The organism is Methylomicrobium agile, from assembly GCF_000733855.1.
Taxonomy (GTDB): Bacteria; Pseudomonadota; Gammaproteobacteria; order Methylococcales; family Methylomonadaceae; genus Methylomicrobium; species Methylomicrobium agile.
In genome coordinates this window covers 1,408,095-1,422,860 of sequence record NZ_JPOJ01000001.1, presented here as the reverse complement: position 1 = coordinate 1,422,860, position 14,766 = coordinate 1,408,095, and the positions used below count along the sequence as shown (strand labels likewise).

The 14,766-nt window shown below is 54.9% G+C and carries 17 protein-coding genes; 12 read left to right on the top strand and 5 right to left on the bottom strand.

The genetic code is table 11. The features are described from left to right. The first annotated feature begins 160 nt into the window (after positions 1 to 160). The 5 genes from CC94_RS0106850 to CC94_RS0106830 all read left to right on the top strand — a co-directional run bounded on the left by CC94_RS0106850 (position 161) and on the right by CC94_RS0106830 (position 1,828). Positions 161 to 445, top strand: coding sequence for a hypothetical protein (locus CC94_RS0106850; protein ID WP_031430312.1), 285 nt, complete (start codon positions 161 to 163; stop codon positions 443 to 445). Between the two features lie 177 nt (positions 446 to 622). Further along, positions 623 to 820 (top strand): type II toxin-antitoxin system VapB family antitoxin, encoded by a 198-nt coding sequence (locus tag CC94_RS0106845; RefSeq protein ID WP_005375060.1) that lies wholly within the window; start codon positions 623 to 625, stop codon positions 818 to 820. Beyond that, the gene (vapC, locus tag CC94_RS0106840; protein WP_005375058.1) at positions 817 to 1,227 is read left to right on the top strand and encodes a type II toxin-antitoxin system VapC family toxin; all 411 of its coding nucleotides are present in this window, start codon (positions 817 to 819) and stop codon (positions 1,225 to 1,227) included. The genes CC94_RS0106845 and vapC overlap by 4 nt, the downstream gene beginning before the upstream one ends. Further along, positions 1,224 to 1,379 (top strand): hypothetical protein, encoded by a 156-nt coding sequence (locus CC94_RS23650; protein WP_157203396.1) that lies wholly within the window; start codon positions 1,224 to 1,226, stop codon positions 1,377 to 1,379. The genes vapC and CC94_RS23650 overlap by 4 nt, the downstream gene beginning before the upstream one ends. 137 nt (positions 1,380 to 1,516) lie before the next feature. After that, positions 1,517 to 1,828, top strand: a complete 312-nt coding sequence (locus tag CC94_RS0106830) for an immunity 53 family protein (RefSeq protein ID WP_005375056.1) — start codon at positions 1,517 to 1,519, stop codon at positions 1,826 to 1,828. A gap of 582 nt (positions 1,829 to 2,410) precedes the next feature. On the opposite strand, the gene CC94_RS0106825 is transcribed toward CC94_RS0106830, so the two are convergent. Next, entirely contained in the window at positions 2,411 to 3,367 is a 957-nt protein-coding gene (locus CC94_RS0106825; protein WP_005369880.1) for an IS5 family transposase, read from the bottom strand. A gap of 59 nt (positions 3,368 to 3,426) precedes the next feature. Continuing rightward, positions 3,427 to 4,476, bottom strand: a complete 1,050-nt coding sequence (locus CC94_RS0106820) for a hypothetical protein (protein ID WP_031430308.1) — start codon at positions 4,474 to 4,476, stop codon at positions 3,427 to 3,429. A gap of 627 nt (positions 4,477 to 5,103) precedes the next feature. On the opposite strand from CC94_RS0106820, the gene CC94_RS22910 reads away from it, so the two are divergent. Continuing rightward, positions 5,104 to 5,262, top strand: coding sequence for a general secretion pathway protein GspB (locus tag CC94_RS22910; protein WP_084675312.1), 159 nt, complete (start codon positions 5,104 to 5,106; stop codon positions 5,260 to 5,262). Between the two features lie 86 nt (positions 5,263 to 5,348). Here the strand turns inward: CC94_RS22910 and CC94_RS0106810 are convergent, their stop codons facing one another. Together CC94_RS0106810 and CC94_RS0106805 are read right to left on the bottom strand one after the other, a co-directional pair. Beyond that, positions 5,349 to 6,542, bottom strand: a complete 1,194-nt coding sequence (locus CC94_RS0106810; RefSeq protein WP_005375054.1) for a cytochrome-c peroxidase — start codon at positions 6,540 to 6,542, stop codon at positions 5,349 to 5,351. 48 nt (positions 6,543 to 6,590) lie between these two features. Continuing rightward, entirely contained in the window at positions 6,591 to 7,811 is a 1,221-nt protein-coding gene (locus CC94_RS0106805; protein WP_005375053.1) for a hypothetical protein, read from the bottom strand. A gap of 155 nt (positions 7,812 to 7,966) precedes the next feature. On the opposite strand from CC94_RS0106805, the gene CC94_RS21270 reads away from it, so the two are divergent. The 6 genes from CC94_RS21270 (at position 7,967) to CC94_RS0106770 (ending at position 13,587) form a co-directional block, all read left to right on the top strand. Further along, positions 7,967 to 8,182, top strand: coding sequence for a hypothetical protein (locus tag CC94_RS21270; protein WP_245619712.1), 216 nt, complete (start codon positions 7,967 to 7,969; stop codon positions 8,180 to 8,182). A 138-nt stretch (positions 8,183 to 8,320) separates the two neighbouring features. After that, positions 8,321 to 9,766, top strand: a complete 1,446-nt coding sequence (gene gnd, locus CC94_RS0106795) for a decarboxylating NADP(+)-dependent phosphogluconate dehydrogenase (RefSeq protein ID WP_031430306.1) — start codon at positions 8,321 to 8,323, stop codon at positions 9,764 to 9,766. A gap of 90 nt (positions 9,767 to 9,856) precedes the next feature. Continuing rightward, positions 9,857 to 10,039: an addiction module protein gene (locus CC94_RS0106790; protein WP_245549425.1), complete on the top strand. Its 183-nt coding sequence runs from the start codon at positions 9,857 to 9,859 to the stop codon at positions 10,037 to 10,039. A gap of 452 nt (positions 10,040 to 10,491) precedes the next feature. Next, entirely contained in the window at positions 10,492 to 11,976 is a 1,485-nt protein-coding gene (gene zwf, locus CC94_RS0106780; protein ID WP_005375049.1) for a glucose-6-phosphate dehydrogenase, read from the top strand. Beyond that, positions 11,977 to 12,660: a 6-phosphogluconolactonase gene (pgl, locus tag CC94_RS0106775; protein WP_005375047.1), complete on the top strand. Its 684-nt coding sequence runs from the start codon at positions 11,977 to 11,979 to the stop codon at positions 12,658 to 12,660. Positions 12,661 to 12,813: 153 nt separating this feature from the next. After that, positions 12,814 to 13,587 (top strand): DUF5765 domain-containing protein, encoded by a 774-nt coding sequence (locus CC94_RS0106770; RefSeq protein WP_005375044.1) that lies wholly within the window; start codon positions 12,814 to 12,816, stop codon positions 13,585 to 13,587. A gap of 47 nt (positions 13,588 to 13,634) precedes the next feature. Here the strand turns inward: CC94_RS0106770 and amrS are convergent, their stop codons facing one another. Next, on the bottom strand, positions 13,635 to 14,720 hold the full coding sequence (amrS, locus tag CC94_RS0106765) for an AmmeMemoRadiSam system radical SAM enzyme (protein ID WP_005375042.1): 1,086 nt from the start codon (positions 14,718 to 14,720) through the stop codon (positions 13,635 to 13,637). Positions 14,721 to 14,766 lie beyond the last annotated feature (46 nt).

Sequence of the window (14,766 nt, the reverse complement as noted above, 5' to 3'; positions counted from 1 at the left end):
TTGCCGGGTTCCGCCATTCGGAACAATCACGATGCCGAACGAGCTCTGTAGCCGTGTAAGGCCGTAAGGCGCAATAACCAACGAGTATTGCGCCGAATGGGTAAACCAACTATACGGCGCAGCCTCGCTTATTGACGCCCTACAAATCCAATGGAAAAAGTTGACGGTTTCCGAACGGTCGTATTTAAAAGGCCTGGAGCCGGAAAAACATGGCGAATTATGTGCCGGCGCCTATCAGGAGCTCGCCCAGGGCTTTGGCGTGCGCGAATATGCGTTTATGTTTGCCAAAACCAAAGCCAATGAAGTACGCTTTAAAACCGGTACGGAATTTAAACGCGCTAATCTAGGCGGTAATAACTTTGCCGGGTCATTAATGCGGCGGGTGCTGTTTGCCTTGCATGAAACGGTCACTAAAGAGAATGTGCGAGAAGGCGTTACTACTTGAGGACGGAAGTCTCCGATTTTTAGGGCAACCGCAAGAAAATTATCGACATCTTGCGTTACTTGAATCCTCTTGCTCATATCGATCACATGCCGCATTGGGAAGTCGATGCGGAAGCAGCAAAAACCCTGGCAGAAACGATAAAGAACTTCAATGCCTAACGTGTGGAGGATAAATATCATGACAACACATCTTGCTATTGATGATGAATTAATTAATGAGGCGCTAACCTTAGGCCACTTTAAAACCAAGGAAGATACCGTAGTGACGGCGCTAAAAGAATTTATCAATCGCCGCAAACAATTGGAGATTATTGATCTATTCGGTCATTTTGACCCAGACCTCGATTATGATTACAAGAAGGGGCGTCTTTCTTGAAAGTATTGGTTGATACCTGCATCTGGTCGCACGCGCTCCGTTCTAAAAAGCCCGAGTTCGAAGCTCAGGTAAAGAGTTTGGAAATATTAATCTCAGGCCAACGCGTGCTGATGATTGGCCCTATTCGGCAGGAAGTCTTGTCGGGTTATAGTGACCCGAACAAGTTTGAGATATTAAAAACTAAGTTGAGTTATTTTGAGAATATAGCCGTTCTAGACGAAGATTATATTAATGCCGCTAAGTTCTACAATGAATGCCGTCAAAAAGGCATTCAGGGATCACATATCGATTTGCTGATCTGCGCGGTTGCAGTGCGGTTAAACGTACCCATCTTTACGACCGATAAGGATTTTGGATTTTATCAGCGGCACCTGCCCATCAAGTTGTACCCCGCAACAACGGCTTGATGGTATCCGGCCTGTCGCTTACGGTCAAGGACGCCAAGAATCAGCTGACCACCTACCAATACGACGGCCACGACCGCCAGACCAAAACCCTCTATCCGGACAAAACCACTGCCGGTGCCTCCTCGGCCAGCGACTACGAACAGCCCGCGTAGGGCCGTAGGGGCGATTAACGGAGTGTATTGCCCGATTCGAAGGCAAAATGCCTCAGATTACGCTAACGCTAATCGGAGCTACGCGGGCTTATCCAGACGAAATTCCAAGATAAATTCTTATTACTAACACTACAAATATGGAAAATACAGGCAGTATTTTAAAACGGCTTCAAGATTGGTACGTTTCTAGATGTAATGACGATTGGGAGCATACTTACGGCGTTTTTATCACTAATATTGACAATCCTGGCTGGTCTTTAAAGGTCGAGTTGAAGGATACTCCTCTTTATGAGCTAGCTTTTAAAGAAATTAAAATACAAAGAAGTGAAGAAAATGATTGGATTATATGCAAAGTAGAAGAAGGAAATTTTCAAGGATATGCTGGTCCCAATAATTTGGAGGAATTACTTAGTATTTTTTTAGACTGGGCTGAGGAAAATGATCGGTAAATTGCCAACGCGTAGCCCGCGTAGGTCCGAATAGCGGAGCGTATTCGGACGCATGTAGCCGTGTAATCGGGCAACTGCTTTATCGTTGCCCGACGATCATGTGGCGATCCTGCTTCGGGATGTTGCGCGGGTCTGAAATCCTATCACCTTTCAAGACATTGGAAATGTCGGGCACAAAAAGCGCGTGCCCGACCTACACGCCCAACCCGAATGGCGGAACCGGCTTTGCCGGGTTCCGCCATTCGGAACAATCACGATGCCGAACGAGCTCTGTAGCCGTGTAGGTCGGGCAACCGCTTTATCGTTGCCCGACGATCCTGCTTCGGAATGTTGCGCGGATCTGAAACCCTGTCACCTTTCAAGGCGTGGGAAATCCGTAACCCGTAAGGCGGAACCGCTAGCGCGCTTCGCCTTACGGGTTAAACACTTAAGGAAGCTCTGAATAAGTGGTTTTTATAAGCGACACCGTGCGACATCCGTGGCACCTCGCCGAAAATGGGCAAATCCTTCCCGGCAGCGCCCGCTATCGGGGTGATTTCACTCAGTGTTCTCGGTTTTCCAGGGCGAAGGACAAAGGTCTCCCTAGGTCGGCTGCAGCGCCTGCCGAACGTGATAAAGATTGCCCAGGGCAAACAGCAAGTAGAGTTGTTGGGCATTCTTGAACAGCCCCCGGTAACGCACTTTGGTATAGCCGAACTGGCGCTTGACGATCCGGAACGGATGTTCGACCATGGCGCGTAACGGCGCCAGCATGTGGTTGTGAAGGGCTTGCTCTACCGGCAACTCTTCACCCTTCCCCCGCTTGAACGGAAAGGCCCAAACCGGCTCGCCTTCCAGGCGATCCGCCGCTAGATTCCGGTCCTTGCGGGTATAGGCCCGATCGCCCAGCACGACCCGTTCCTCGCCGTGCAGCAACGCCTCCGTCATGACCCCATCCGCCACCTTGGCGGTGGTCATCTCCACAGTATGCACCAACCCCGACTCGGCATCGACCCCAATGTGCGCCTTCATCCCAAAGTGGTAATTGTTCCCTTTCTTGGTCGAACTCATCTCGGCATCCCGTTTGCGCGCCCGGTTCTTGGTGGACGGCGGGGCAGCGATTAATGTCGCATCGACGATCGTGCCTTGCCGTAGCAACAGGCCTTTTTCGGCCAACAGCGCCGCCGTTTCATCAAATAGGGTTTGTGCTAACTGATGGCGTTCCAGCAGATGCCGGAACTTGAGGATCGTGGTTTCATCCGGCAGGGCGTCCTCGCCCGCATCGAGCCCGGCAAACTCGCGCAGCAGCGGCATGTCGTGCAATACTTCCTCCATCGCCGGATCGGAATAGCCGAACCACTGCTGCATCAGGTGAATGCGCAACATCGTCGCCAAGGGAAAGGGGCGGCGGCCTCGGCCCGCTGTCGGGTAGTGCGGCGCTATCCGGCTCGCCCACAAACTCCAAGGCACTACCTGCTCCATCTCTTGGAGAAATTGCTGCCGCCGAGTCTGTTTCGGTTTCTTCACGAACAGCGGGGCACTGAGTCCGAGTTGCTTCATGGCGGGCACCTATCGAAAATGGCAAGCTGCGGATATTTTATCCCAGGCGTAGGACTTATTCAGAGTTTCCTTAAGTTAATTTGTTGAATGGTGCCTATTTTGCCGTCCTCAGTTAAATAAACGCCGGTATCGGTGACTTCTCCCAACGATTGATTATCGGTAGTACGTAATTGAAAGGGGGTCGTGGCGTGACCCAGATAAATAGCGCCTATGTTTTTATCACCCAACGCAATAAGCTGCTGGCTGCCGTCTTCATATCGCTGCCAGATTCTCAAACTGCCGTAGATCGGGTCGGCTTCGTCAATAAAGCCATTGCCGTCGCTGTCATATTGGGCTAGCTCTGAAAATCCATTATCTGAATTCGGGCCGAACAGTTCGGAACCGTTGTTGATAACGCCGTCGTTATTTTTATCCAGGGCCAGGAAACCGCTGCCCGGATTTAATATCGCAATTTGTTCGGTTATGCCGTTGGCGTCAAGATCGAATTCAAAACGTGTTTGCGATAGTTGCGCGGCATTGCCGTCGAAATTGATCACAAGGGGATCGATCTTCTTTTCGGGATCGCCGAGCCTGATTGAATTATTGGTTTCGATACGAAACTCGCGGCTCATATTCAGCGCGACTGAAAAATCTATGCTTCGTCCGTCTTGTGTTTGAATCGTGCCGATTGCGGAAAAGTTTGTGCTTTCGGATTCCTGATAGACTGCCCGATGCTCATATATAAGTCCAAAGCCGGCAGAAGGCGGTTGATTGGCTGGCGGCGTTGTAGTGATCTCAATATTTGTAACGTTGGCGCCGATATTGGCAGACAATTCAGCGGGTGAAAACAGTTTAAAATCAAGGCCAGTTATTGCTTCAAACATATGCTTGACAATCAGCAGCGTAACGCTTTGGCTGGCATCGAGCGAGCCGCCGACATCTAACGACTGCTTCTCGATCTTAAGTGTCTGCGCGGAACTGCTTGGGCTAAACATATCGGCCAAACGCTCGTTTTTATTAGGCTCTGCCTGCACCGGAGTTTTCCAATACCGCAGAGATTCGGATTCTTGGGAGCTCTTTAACAAATGATGTTGGCTGTTTAATTGGATGGCGGAATTTTTTACGATCATTAGCTTAACCTCCTGAAATAAAAGTTGCTCACATGCGGTTATCGGCCAAGATCGAAATTAATTTAGCTGTGTAGGTTGGGATGGCCTCTCATTGAACTCTTAACAATGCGATAAGGTGCGCATCCTTAATTAGGCTGCTCGTTAGGCGCGGCGATCGAGACGCCAACGGCAATCTGAGCGACGACGGCGTTTGGATCTACGCCTATAACCTCGACAATCCACTGACCGCCGCCAACCAGACCGGTTTCAACCCGTAAGGTGGAACGCGCTAGCGCATTTTCGCTTTGTGTATGTGGCCTTCGTAAGGAAAACACGTCATTTCAGCAGAACCTGCCCCGGTCAGGGATTGCCGGACGACTGATAACCCCGTTCCCCACGTTTGAAGACCTACCGCCCGCATAAAATCATCGTCTGTGTTCGCCCGATTCTAAACGTTAAGGAGGGGATAAATATCCCGTCCGGCACCTGTATCTTACGGGTTCAGCCCGTAGGGTACGCTGTGCGTACCATCAATGTCGAAAGGTACGCACAGCGTACCCTACGGGGCTGGACTTAACCGCATGGTACCCTTCAGAAGGTGAGGGCTTCCCTACACGCGATATGAAAATGCTCTAGCGGTTCCGCTTTATGTATGCTGACAATCCCGCAGACCGCTTTGTCATACTGAACATGACGAAATTAAGATCGGCCAGACCACCAAAGAATGCGGTCGAGATCAGGGAAATCCGTTCCGACGGGGTCATCGCGAGTTACGGCGGCAGAGTGTTTCGCATCGAGCGCCCTTGATGGGCCGGGGAAAAGAGCTCAGGCGTTCACCCGGCGGCGTTCGGAAACGCTGCCAAGGCCTTCCCTCGGACGCTGGCTTTCGGCCTTCACGGGGCTTTAAATTGCCACGGCGATCCGTTTCTATAGCCGTCGGTCAGCGTTTTCAAAAAAGCCACCAGATCGCCGATTTCGCGCGGCGTGAGGCGCAGCGATCCCAATTCCCCGTGATTGACGTTGGCGATTACCTCCGCCGCCGGCCAGCACTTCTGCGCGCGTGCCTTGGCTTCGGTGGTCAGCGGGTTGCGGCAGCGCGGCTTGAGGTCGCGCGTGCTGTAAAACTCCACGACTCCGCGCAGGGTCTTGAAATAGCCGTTGTGCGTGTACGGCGCGGTAACGGCGACGTTGCGCAAGGTGGACACTTTGATTTTGCCTTCTTCCAACGGGGCATCCAGAATGCCTCCCAAACCCAGATCCACGAAGTAGGCGCCGTCGGGGTTGAATTGGGGAGCCAGGCCGTAGAACGGATTTTCCGGGTTTTTGGGTACGCCGATATTGTCGTAGCTGTGATCGGTAAACAGCGGCGGCGTGCCGTTCACCGGCCGATTGGGGTGGCAGGCCGCGCAATTGCCCTTGTTGCCGGCTTCGAAAACCGTCAGTCCGCGCCTTTCCTGCGCGGTAAACGCGGCTCTGCCGAATAGATAATAATCGTATTTCGAGCTGAAGCGGTTCAATACCGGGCTGCGCTCGAAGGCCGCGATCGCATCCGCAATACGGTCGTAGGCGACTCCGTTATCGTTCAGCGCGCCGGCGCCGTAGACGGTATCGAACATCGCTGCATAAGCCGCATTGCGGACTTTGTCGACTACCGTTCCGGGATCGGGATTGGCCATTTCGATGGGATTGAGGAAAGGCGCCTTGGCCTGGTCGGCCAGTGTCGAAGCGCGGCCGTCGAGGAACTGGCCGCCGAAATACAGACCTTCCCCGCGGTCGAAATGAAAGGCCGGCGCATAGGCCGAATACATTGCCGTCGGCGTATTGCGGTTGCCGAGCAGCCCGGCGATGACGCCTTTGGATGTGGGCCTGGATTTATCGGCATCGGTAAAGGCTGTCGCGGGGTTGTGGCAGGTGGCGCAAGCCTGCCCCGGCGGTTCGGATAAATGAGTGTCGAAGAACAATTGCTGGCCCAGTTGCTGCTTCGGGGTCAGATTCTGGCCGCCGGGCAGTATGGGGGCGGCAGCCCCGGCCGGCGCGGCGGCTAATCCGCCGGCAACGGCGATGAGGGCATAAAACTTTAATTTCATCGGAAAACCTGTTGTAAAGGCCGCTCGGCATGCCGGGCGGCGAAAATATCAGTAAATGAAGCCAACGCCGAGGTTGAATTCGTCGCCGAACGGCACGCCGAGCGGAACGAGTTTCCGATCCTGAATGTTGCGGTAATCCGCCTTGATGACAATATTGCTGATTGGCTTATAACTCAGGCCGGCTTGATAAATCCAGCGGTCCAGGCCGGTGCTCTGGTCGAACGGCATGCCGGTTGCCGGGTCTTTGGCCACGGAGGCCAGCGTGTTGTAACGTTCGACGCGGAAGAAAGGCGCCAGATATTGATTGCTGTCCTTCCAGAGGAACGGCATGATGTCGTGGGCCGCTTCCACATACCAGCCGTAATTTTCCTTGCCGACCGGGCCGCCCGCTCCCAGCAGAGGATTGAGGAATTCGGTGTTGTCGATCTTGCTCCAGGCTCCTAAAGCGCGAAGCTCCAGTCCTCGGTGCTTATATTCGATATGGCCTTCGTAAAGCTGAGTGAAAACGTTGACGGTATTGCCGTTGAAATCCACAATGTCTTTTTGCCCGCTGTTGCCGAGGAATGTCGAAGCGCCCACCATCAGGCCGGGCGCGAAGTTCGGCGAATAATCCAGTCGGCCGGTGAAGGCGAAGTCCTCGGCCTGGCTGTTGCTGCCGCCCTGGCGCCCTTCCGTGATGCCGACATTGCTGAATTCCTTGGCGTTCAATCCGTTCGTCGCATACATGCGGTATTGCAGGCCGGGCAGAATCTCGCCGAAAAGGCCGGCTCCCATTTCCCGCCAGGTCGATGGAATGATGTAGCGTTCCACGTCCGGACGATGGTTGCCGTGGAAGGTGGTGGGTTCGTGCATTTCGTTAATGAATCCCATCGGCATTAGCATCAGGCCGGCCCGGATGTTGTATTTGGGATCAAGCAGGAAATCGAGTTGGGAGAATTCCACCGAAACTTCGCCTTTTTCTTCGCCGCCTTCGCCGGTCGTGGCATGTTCGAATTCGAACTCGTTGTTCAGGATGATCCAGTCGTTGAACTTGTAACCGAGATAAATGACCGCGCGTTCCAGATCGGCGGTGTCCTTGTTGGTGGTGTTGTCGCCGCGCGCATTGGCGTAACTGGTGTACATCGCCTCGCCGTAACCGCCGATGGACAGGCCGCGGTTGACCCGGTAGACGTTGGAGGCGGCGGGGCCGAGGCCGTATTGGCTTTTATATTCGCGCGATTCCGGTATGAAGAGCTGGGTCTTGAGTTTTTCCACTTCGCCGGCGAGCACGTCGGTCTTGCGCTCCAGCTCGCCCTTGCCGCCGGCAGGCGCTGCCGCTGTAGCCGCTGCCGCCGGCGCGGCGGTGGCTTGTTGAAGCGCTTTGCTTTGCGCCTGCTGCGTTTCCTTCAGCAGGCTGATTTCCTGCGCATTTCCATCTGTTCTCGATGGGCATGCTGGTCGTGACCCTGACTCATCTGATGCTGATGACCGATTTTTCGATACGACTCAAAATCTGGATCAGCAGCCTGACCTATATTTCCGCGGTCGCGGATGAAGCGGGCGGCTGGCTGGTCCGTTTCGTGCACCCGGTGTTCGCTTATTTCAAGATCGGCGCATTTTTGCGCTGGAGTTTTCGCTGGCGGTCCTGTTGGCCGTGGTGATCTTTGCGATGATTCAATTCAGAATCAGGATGCGCCACGCCGGTTCGGGTTAAATCCCCGTTTTCTGCGCTTTTCTATCGGCCGTCCTTCCCGGCATGATAAAATTCGGCCCAACCCAATTTTTCTGGAGAACAACTGATGAAAGCGAATATCGGATTGATCGGCCTGGCGGTCATGGGCCAGAATCTGGTCCTGAACATGAACGACCACGGCTTCAGGGTCGCGGTCTATAACCGCACGACCCGGACCGTCGACGAGTTTCTCGAAGGTCCTGCCAAGGGAACCCAAGTGGTCGGTACCCATTCGCTCGAAGATCTGGTCGACAGCCTCGAAACGCCTCGCATCGTGATGCTGATGGTCAAGGCCGGCGAAGTGGTCGATCAATACATCGAAAAATTGATCCCGCTGCTCTCGCCCGGCGACATCATCGTCGACGGCGGCAATTCGCTGTTTACCGATACCGACCGCCGCACCCGCTATCTGGCGGAGAAAGGGCTCAACTTCATCGGCACCGGCGTGTCGGGCGGCGAGGAAGGTGCCCGGAATGGGCCTTCGATCATGCCCGGCGGCAACCCGGCGGCCTGGCCTGCGGTGAAGCCGATTTTCCAGGCGATCAGCGCGAAGGCGGACGGCGAGCCCTGCTGCGAATGGGTCGGCGAGAACGGGGCCGGACACTATGTCAAAATGGTGCACAACGGGATCGAATACGGCGATATGCAGCTGATCTGCGAAGCCTATCAATTGCTGTCCGAGGGACTCGGTCTGTCTGCCGACGAGATGCACGAAATTTTTGCTGAATGGAACCGGGGCGAACTCAGCTCCTATCTGATCGAAATTACCGCCAATATTCTGGCTTACAAGGACGACGACGGCCAGCCGCTGCTCGATAAAATATTGGATACCGCCGGCCAGAAAGGCACCGGCAAATGGACCGGCATCAATGCGCTGGACCTCGGCATCCCGCTGACGCTGATCGGTGAATCGGTCTTTGCCCGTTGCCTGTCCGCGCAAAAAGACGAGCGAGTCCGGGCCGCGAAGCATTTGCCGAAACCGCAGGGCCAATTCAGCGGCGACAAAAAAGCGATGATCGATGCGATCCGCGATGCGCTGTATGCCGCCAAGATCATTTCTTACGCGCAGGGTTTCCGACTGATGCGGGAAGCTTCGAAGGAGTATAAACTGTCGCTCAACTATGGCGAAATCGCGCTGATGTGGCGCGGCGGCTGCATCATTCGCAGCCAGTTCCTGAACGACATCAAGCAGGCGTATGAAAAAAATCCGGAGCTCGAAAACCTGCTGCTCGACGACTTTTTCGTCGCCGCGATGAAACAGGCCGAAGCCGGCTGGCGCAAGGCGGTGATCCTGGGCATCGAGCTCGGCATTCCGACCCCGGCGTTTTCGTCCGCCCTGGCTTATTTCGACGGCTACCGCACCGAACGCCTGCCGGCCAATCTGCTCCAGGCGCAGCGCGACTATTTCGGCGCGCATACCTACGAGCGGATCGACCGGCCTCGGGGCGAGTTCTTCCATACCGACTGGACCGGGCAGGGCGGCAAGGTCGCTTCGACGACATACAATGCGTAATTTGGATAGCGGCGTAGTCATAATTCATGCTACTTCGCTTTTCTCCGTTTTGAGGGCGAAAAATTCATGAATATTTCCGAGATATCACGAATGAGTCAAATCGAAAGGCTTCAAACGATGGAAATAATCTGGGATTCTCTTCTCCGTGAAGATGCGGAAATCGATACGCCCGATTGGCATGAAAGCGTGCTTGCCGACCGAAAGCTGAAAATTGAAGAAGGTAAAGCCCAATTCCGTGCTATTGAAGAGCTCAGAACAAAACGGGACGGATGAAAATAGAACATATCCGAATTCTCTCGGATGCCGAAGATGATCTTGAAGAAGGGCGCAAGTTTTACGGCAAACAGGGTAAAAACCTGGGTAATTACTTTTAGGACAGCTTATTGTCCGATATAGAGTCGTTAGTCATTTTTGCAGGCATCCACAAAAAAGAGTTTGGGTTTTACCGAATGTTCTCGAAGCGCGCTTCCCTTATGCAATTTATTATGATGTCAGCGGCAATGTCGCCTCAGTCGTTGCCGTACTGCCGATGCGAAGAAACCCGGCATGGGCAAAAACGAAAATGAGCGGCAGAACCCAAACAAACCGTAGGGCGGAATAGCGAAGCGAATTCCGCCAAATGTAAGGTATGGCCTATAAGGCGCAATAAGGCTATCTCCTAATTGCGCCGAGGGCTGAATTACCTCAATTACTCCCCAGAATTAACTCCAATACAAACCCGACCCATGAACGCCGAACCCTGTACCTACGTTATCTTTGGCGCCACCGGCAACCTCTCCCGAATCAAGCTGATGCCGGCGCTTTACCATCTCGATGTCGCGAAACAACTGCCCGAAGGCACGCGCATCGTCGCGATCGGCCGCCGGCCCTGGGATCAACAGAAATGGCTCGCCGAAGTCAGGGACATGATTCAGGCCAAGGTCAAGGACGACTTCGACGAAACGGCCTTCCAGAACTTCAGCCAGCGCCTGTGCTATCACCGGACCGATATTCAGCAGCCCGAGGATTACAAGGCATTGGCCGAACTTTTGAACGGTAAACAGCAATTCCCGCGCAATATCGCGTTTTATCTGTCGATCAGCCCGGCCGATTTCGGCACCGTGCTGGAACAACTCAGTCATAGCGAACTGTTCGACGAAGAATTCGGCTGGCGGCGCGTGATTATCGAAAAACCGTTCGGCTACGATCTGGACAGCGCGCAGGCGCTGCAAAAGCGCATCAGCCATTATCTGAGCGAGGAGCAGATCTACCGGATCGATCATTATCTCGGCAAGGGCATGGTGCAGAACGTGCTGGTGTTCCGGTTCGCGAACGTGATGCTGGAGCCGCTCTGGAACCGCAATTACATCGATCACGTCCAGATCACCCATTCCGAAGAGATCGGCATCGACAGCCGGGGCGATTACTATAACGGCGCCGGGGCGCTGCGCGACATGCTGCAAAGTCACCTGCTGCAGTTGTTGACGCTGGTCGCGATGGAGCCGCCGGTCTCGATGGAAGCCGAGGCGTTGCGCGACGAAAAGGTCAAGGTGCTGAAGTCGATCCGACCGATTCCGAAAGAAGCGGTGCATGCGCACGCCCACCGCGGCCAGTATGCCGCAGGCACGATCAAGGGCGAAAAGGTCAAGGGCTACCTGCAGGAAGAGGACATCCCGGCCGGCAGCGTGACCGAAACCTACGCCTCGATGAAACTGTACATCGACAATTGGCGCTGGCGCGGCGTGCCGTTCTATATGCGCACCGGCAAGCGGATGGCGAAGGCGCAATCGACCATCTCGATCTGTTTCCGGCATCCGCCGCTGCAATTCTTTCGCGACACGAACGTGAACTGCATGAATCCGAACTGGGTGCTGCTCGGCATTCAGCCTGAAGAATGCATCAAGATGGAAATGACCGTGAAGGAGCCGGGCCTGGAAATGAGCACCCGCTCGACCACGCTCGACGCGAGCTTCCGCAATCACGACGAGAAAGCGATCGATGCTTACGAAGATTTGCTGCTGGACGTTCTGAAGGGCGACCGTTCGCTGTTCCTGCGTTTCGACGAAGTCGAGCACGCCTGGCGCATCGTCGATCCGATCCTGCAGACCTGGGCGGTCGAGCGCGACTTTATCGCGACTTACCCGGCCGGTTCTTGGGGGCCGGAAGACAGCCGGCTTTTCGACAAAGACAACCAGACCTGGCGCAGTTCATTAACCCCGGAGTGCAAGTAAATGCAGAAAAACGTCCTCTGGCGGACTTTTTCGACCGCCGATCAGGTGGCCGAAGCCGCCTCCGAACAAATCCTCAAGACGGCCGAGGAGGCCATTGCGGAACGCGGCCGTTTCAAGCTGGTGCTGGCCGGCGGCACCACGCCCGAAAAAGCGTATCGCCTGCTCGCCAAGGCGGAAACCGACTGGTCGAAATGGCATATCTATTATGGGGATGAACGCTGCCTGCCGAGCGATCATCCGGACCGCAACAGCAGGATGGCGGCAAAGGCATGGCTTGCGCAGGTGCCGATTCCTGTCGCGCAGATTTTTACGATTCCGGCAGAGCTCGGCCCCGAAGCGGGGGCGCTGCAATACCGTCAGGCCGTCGCCGATGCGCTGCCTTTCGACCTGGTGCTGCTTGGGATGGGCGAAGACGGCCATACGGCCAGCTTGTTCCCCGGACATGTCCACAACCGCGACGAGCTGACCCATGCGGTTTATAACTCCCCGAAACCGCCTCCCGAGCGCGTTTCGATCAGTGCCAAAGCGTTGAGCGACACCCGCCGGTTGATCTTTCTGGTCACCGGCAAAAGCAAGCAGGAGCCGGTCAGGCAATGGCAGGGCGGCGCGGATTTGCCGGTCGCCGCGATCGAGCCTGGCTGTCCCGTCGAAATTTATATCGACAGCGACGCCTTGCCGGGCTGATTATTTTTTCCCGGCCGCCGGCGCTTGAATGCAGCGGCGCTTTTTCAGTTCGAGCCTCTGTAATAGAATAACCGGCCGAAGAAAGGGGGATGGCATCGTCTTCTTTCCCGGCAGAAAGTTTTATTCGATAACTATTATAAGAAGGTTCAAATTATGTGTTGGAGTGGAGAAGCGTCCGGCGTGCTGGCCGCCGCGGGGCTCAGTACCGCGGCTTATGTCGCCTACAAGGGGGAATCGAAGGAATTGTGGATTCCGTTGACTTATTTTGCGTTGATGGAACTGTTGCAGGCCGCCACTTATATTTATATCGATCTGTGCGGCAATCCGAAAAATCAGATATTGACAATGTTCGGCTATATTCACGTCGCGTTCCAGCCGTTTTTCGTGAATATGGTCGCGATGTACTTCATTCCGGAAAGCGTCAAACTGAAAATCCGTACGACCGTGTACACGATTTGCGCGATCGGCTCGCTGACGATGCTGGTCAAGATGTACCCGTTCGACTGGGCCGGCCATTGCGTGATCGGCACCGAAGGCTTTTGCGGCACCGGCGTCTGCTCGGTTTCCGGCGACTGGCACATCGCTTGGCAAATGCCGTTGAACGGCTTGTTGTCCGGTCCGCAGGAATGGCTGTTCGGCTTCGACTGGGGCCTGCATGCGCTGACCTATATCCTGGTTTCTTTCTATCTACCGGCATTGTACGGTTCCTGGCGTTTCGTCGCTTTCCATTACGTGATCGGACCGTGGATTTCCGACATCACGACTACCGATCCGAACGAATATGCCGCGGTATGGTGTCTGTTTTCGATCGCGCTCTGCGTCTCCGTGATCAAAACCCCCATCCGCAAGCATTTGCACGTCAAGACCTGGCTTTTTTACAGCAAATGCCAGCCTCCGGAACTCCGTACGGTCGAACAGACTTCCTAACTCGGTAAGATGAGCGAGAGTCCCAGGGATCAGATCGGTTCCGGAATTCAGCTCATCGCCACGCTGCGGCGTCTGGCTCCCCAGGAGCCGGGTCGTTCGGCGAAGACGCCGGCGCATGGCGTTCCGCAAAACGTGCAATGGCCTGTCGTGTCAAGGTTCCATTCGGATAGTTGATGCCAGTCCCGGCCGATCAGCAAGTTACCGCAGCTGTGGCAGTAGGTGCTTGAGGCCGACTTGTCGTGCACGTTGCCGACATAGGCGTAGCGGACGCCGTTTTCTATCGCGATCCGCCGGGCGTTCAGCAAAGTCTGCTTCGGCGTCGACGGTTTGTCGAGCATTTTCCAGTCGGGATGGAAGGCGGTGAAATGCATGGGTACGTCGGGGCCGAGATTTTCGACGACCCACCTTGCCATCTCTTCGATTTCCGCATCCGCATCGTTTTCGCCCGGAATCAGCAAAGTGGTCAGCTCCAGCCAGACCGGCGTTTCGTGCTTGATATATTTCAGCGTGTCGAGCACCGGCTGCAGGTGGCCGCCGGTGATCTGATGGTAAAAGCGTTCGCTGAACGCTTTCAGGTCGATATTGGCCGCATCCATCCATTGGTAGAATTCGGCTCGGGGCTCCGGGGTCACATAGCCGGCCGAAACCGCAACCGATTTCAGGCCGAGCTTGCGGCAGGCTTTCGCGGTGTCGACCGCGTATTCGTGGAAGATCACCGGATCGTTATAAGTATAGGCGACGCTGGCGCAGCCGTGTTCGAGCGCGGTCTTCGCGATCGCTTCGGGCGTGGCCTTGCTCATCAGCGTATCCATTTCGCGCGATTTGCTGATGTCCCAATTCTGGCAGAATTTGCAGGCCAGATTGCAGCCGGCGGTGCCGAACGAGAAGACCGGCGTGCCGGGCAGAAAATGATTCAACGGTTTTTTTTCGATCGGGTCGATCGCGAAGCCGCTGGAACGTCCGTAGCTGGTCATTACGACCTGGTGGTCAAGATTCTGTCTGACGAAGCACAGGCCGCGCTGGCCTTTGTGCAGCTTGCAAAAGCGCGGGCAGGCGTCGCATTGTACCCGTCCGTCTTCAAGTACATGCCAGAACCGGGTTTTGACGGTATCGGCAGAAATGAATTCAGTCATTACGACTCTCCAGGAACTATTGAATTTTCGATTTGTCTTTAGTGGT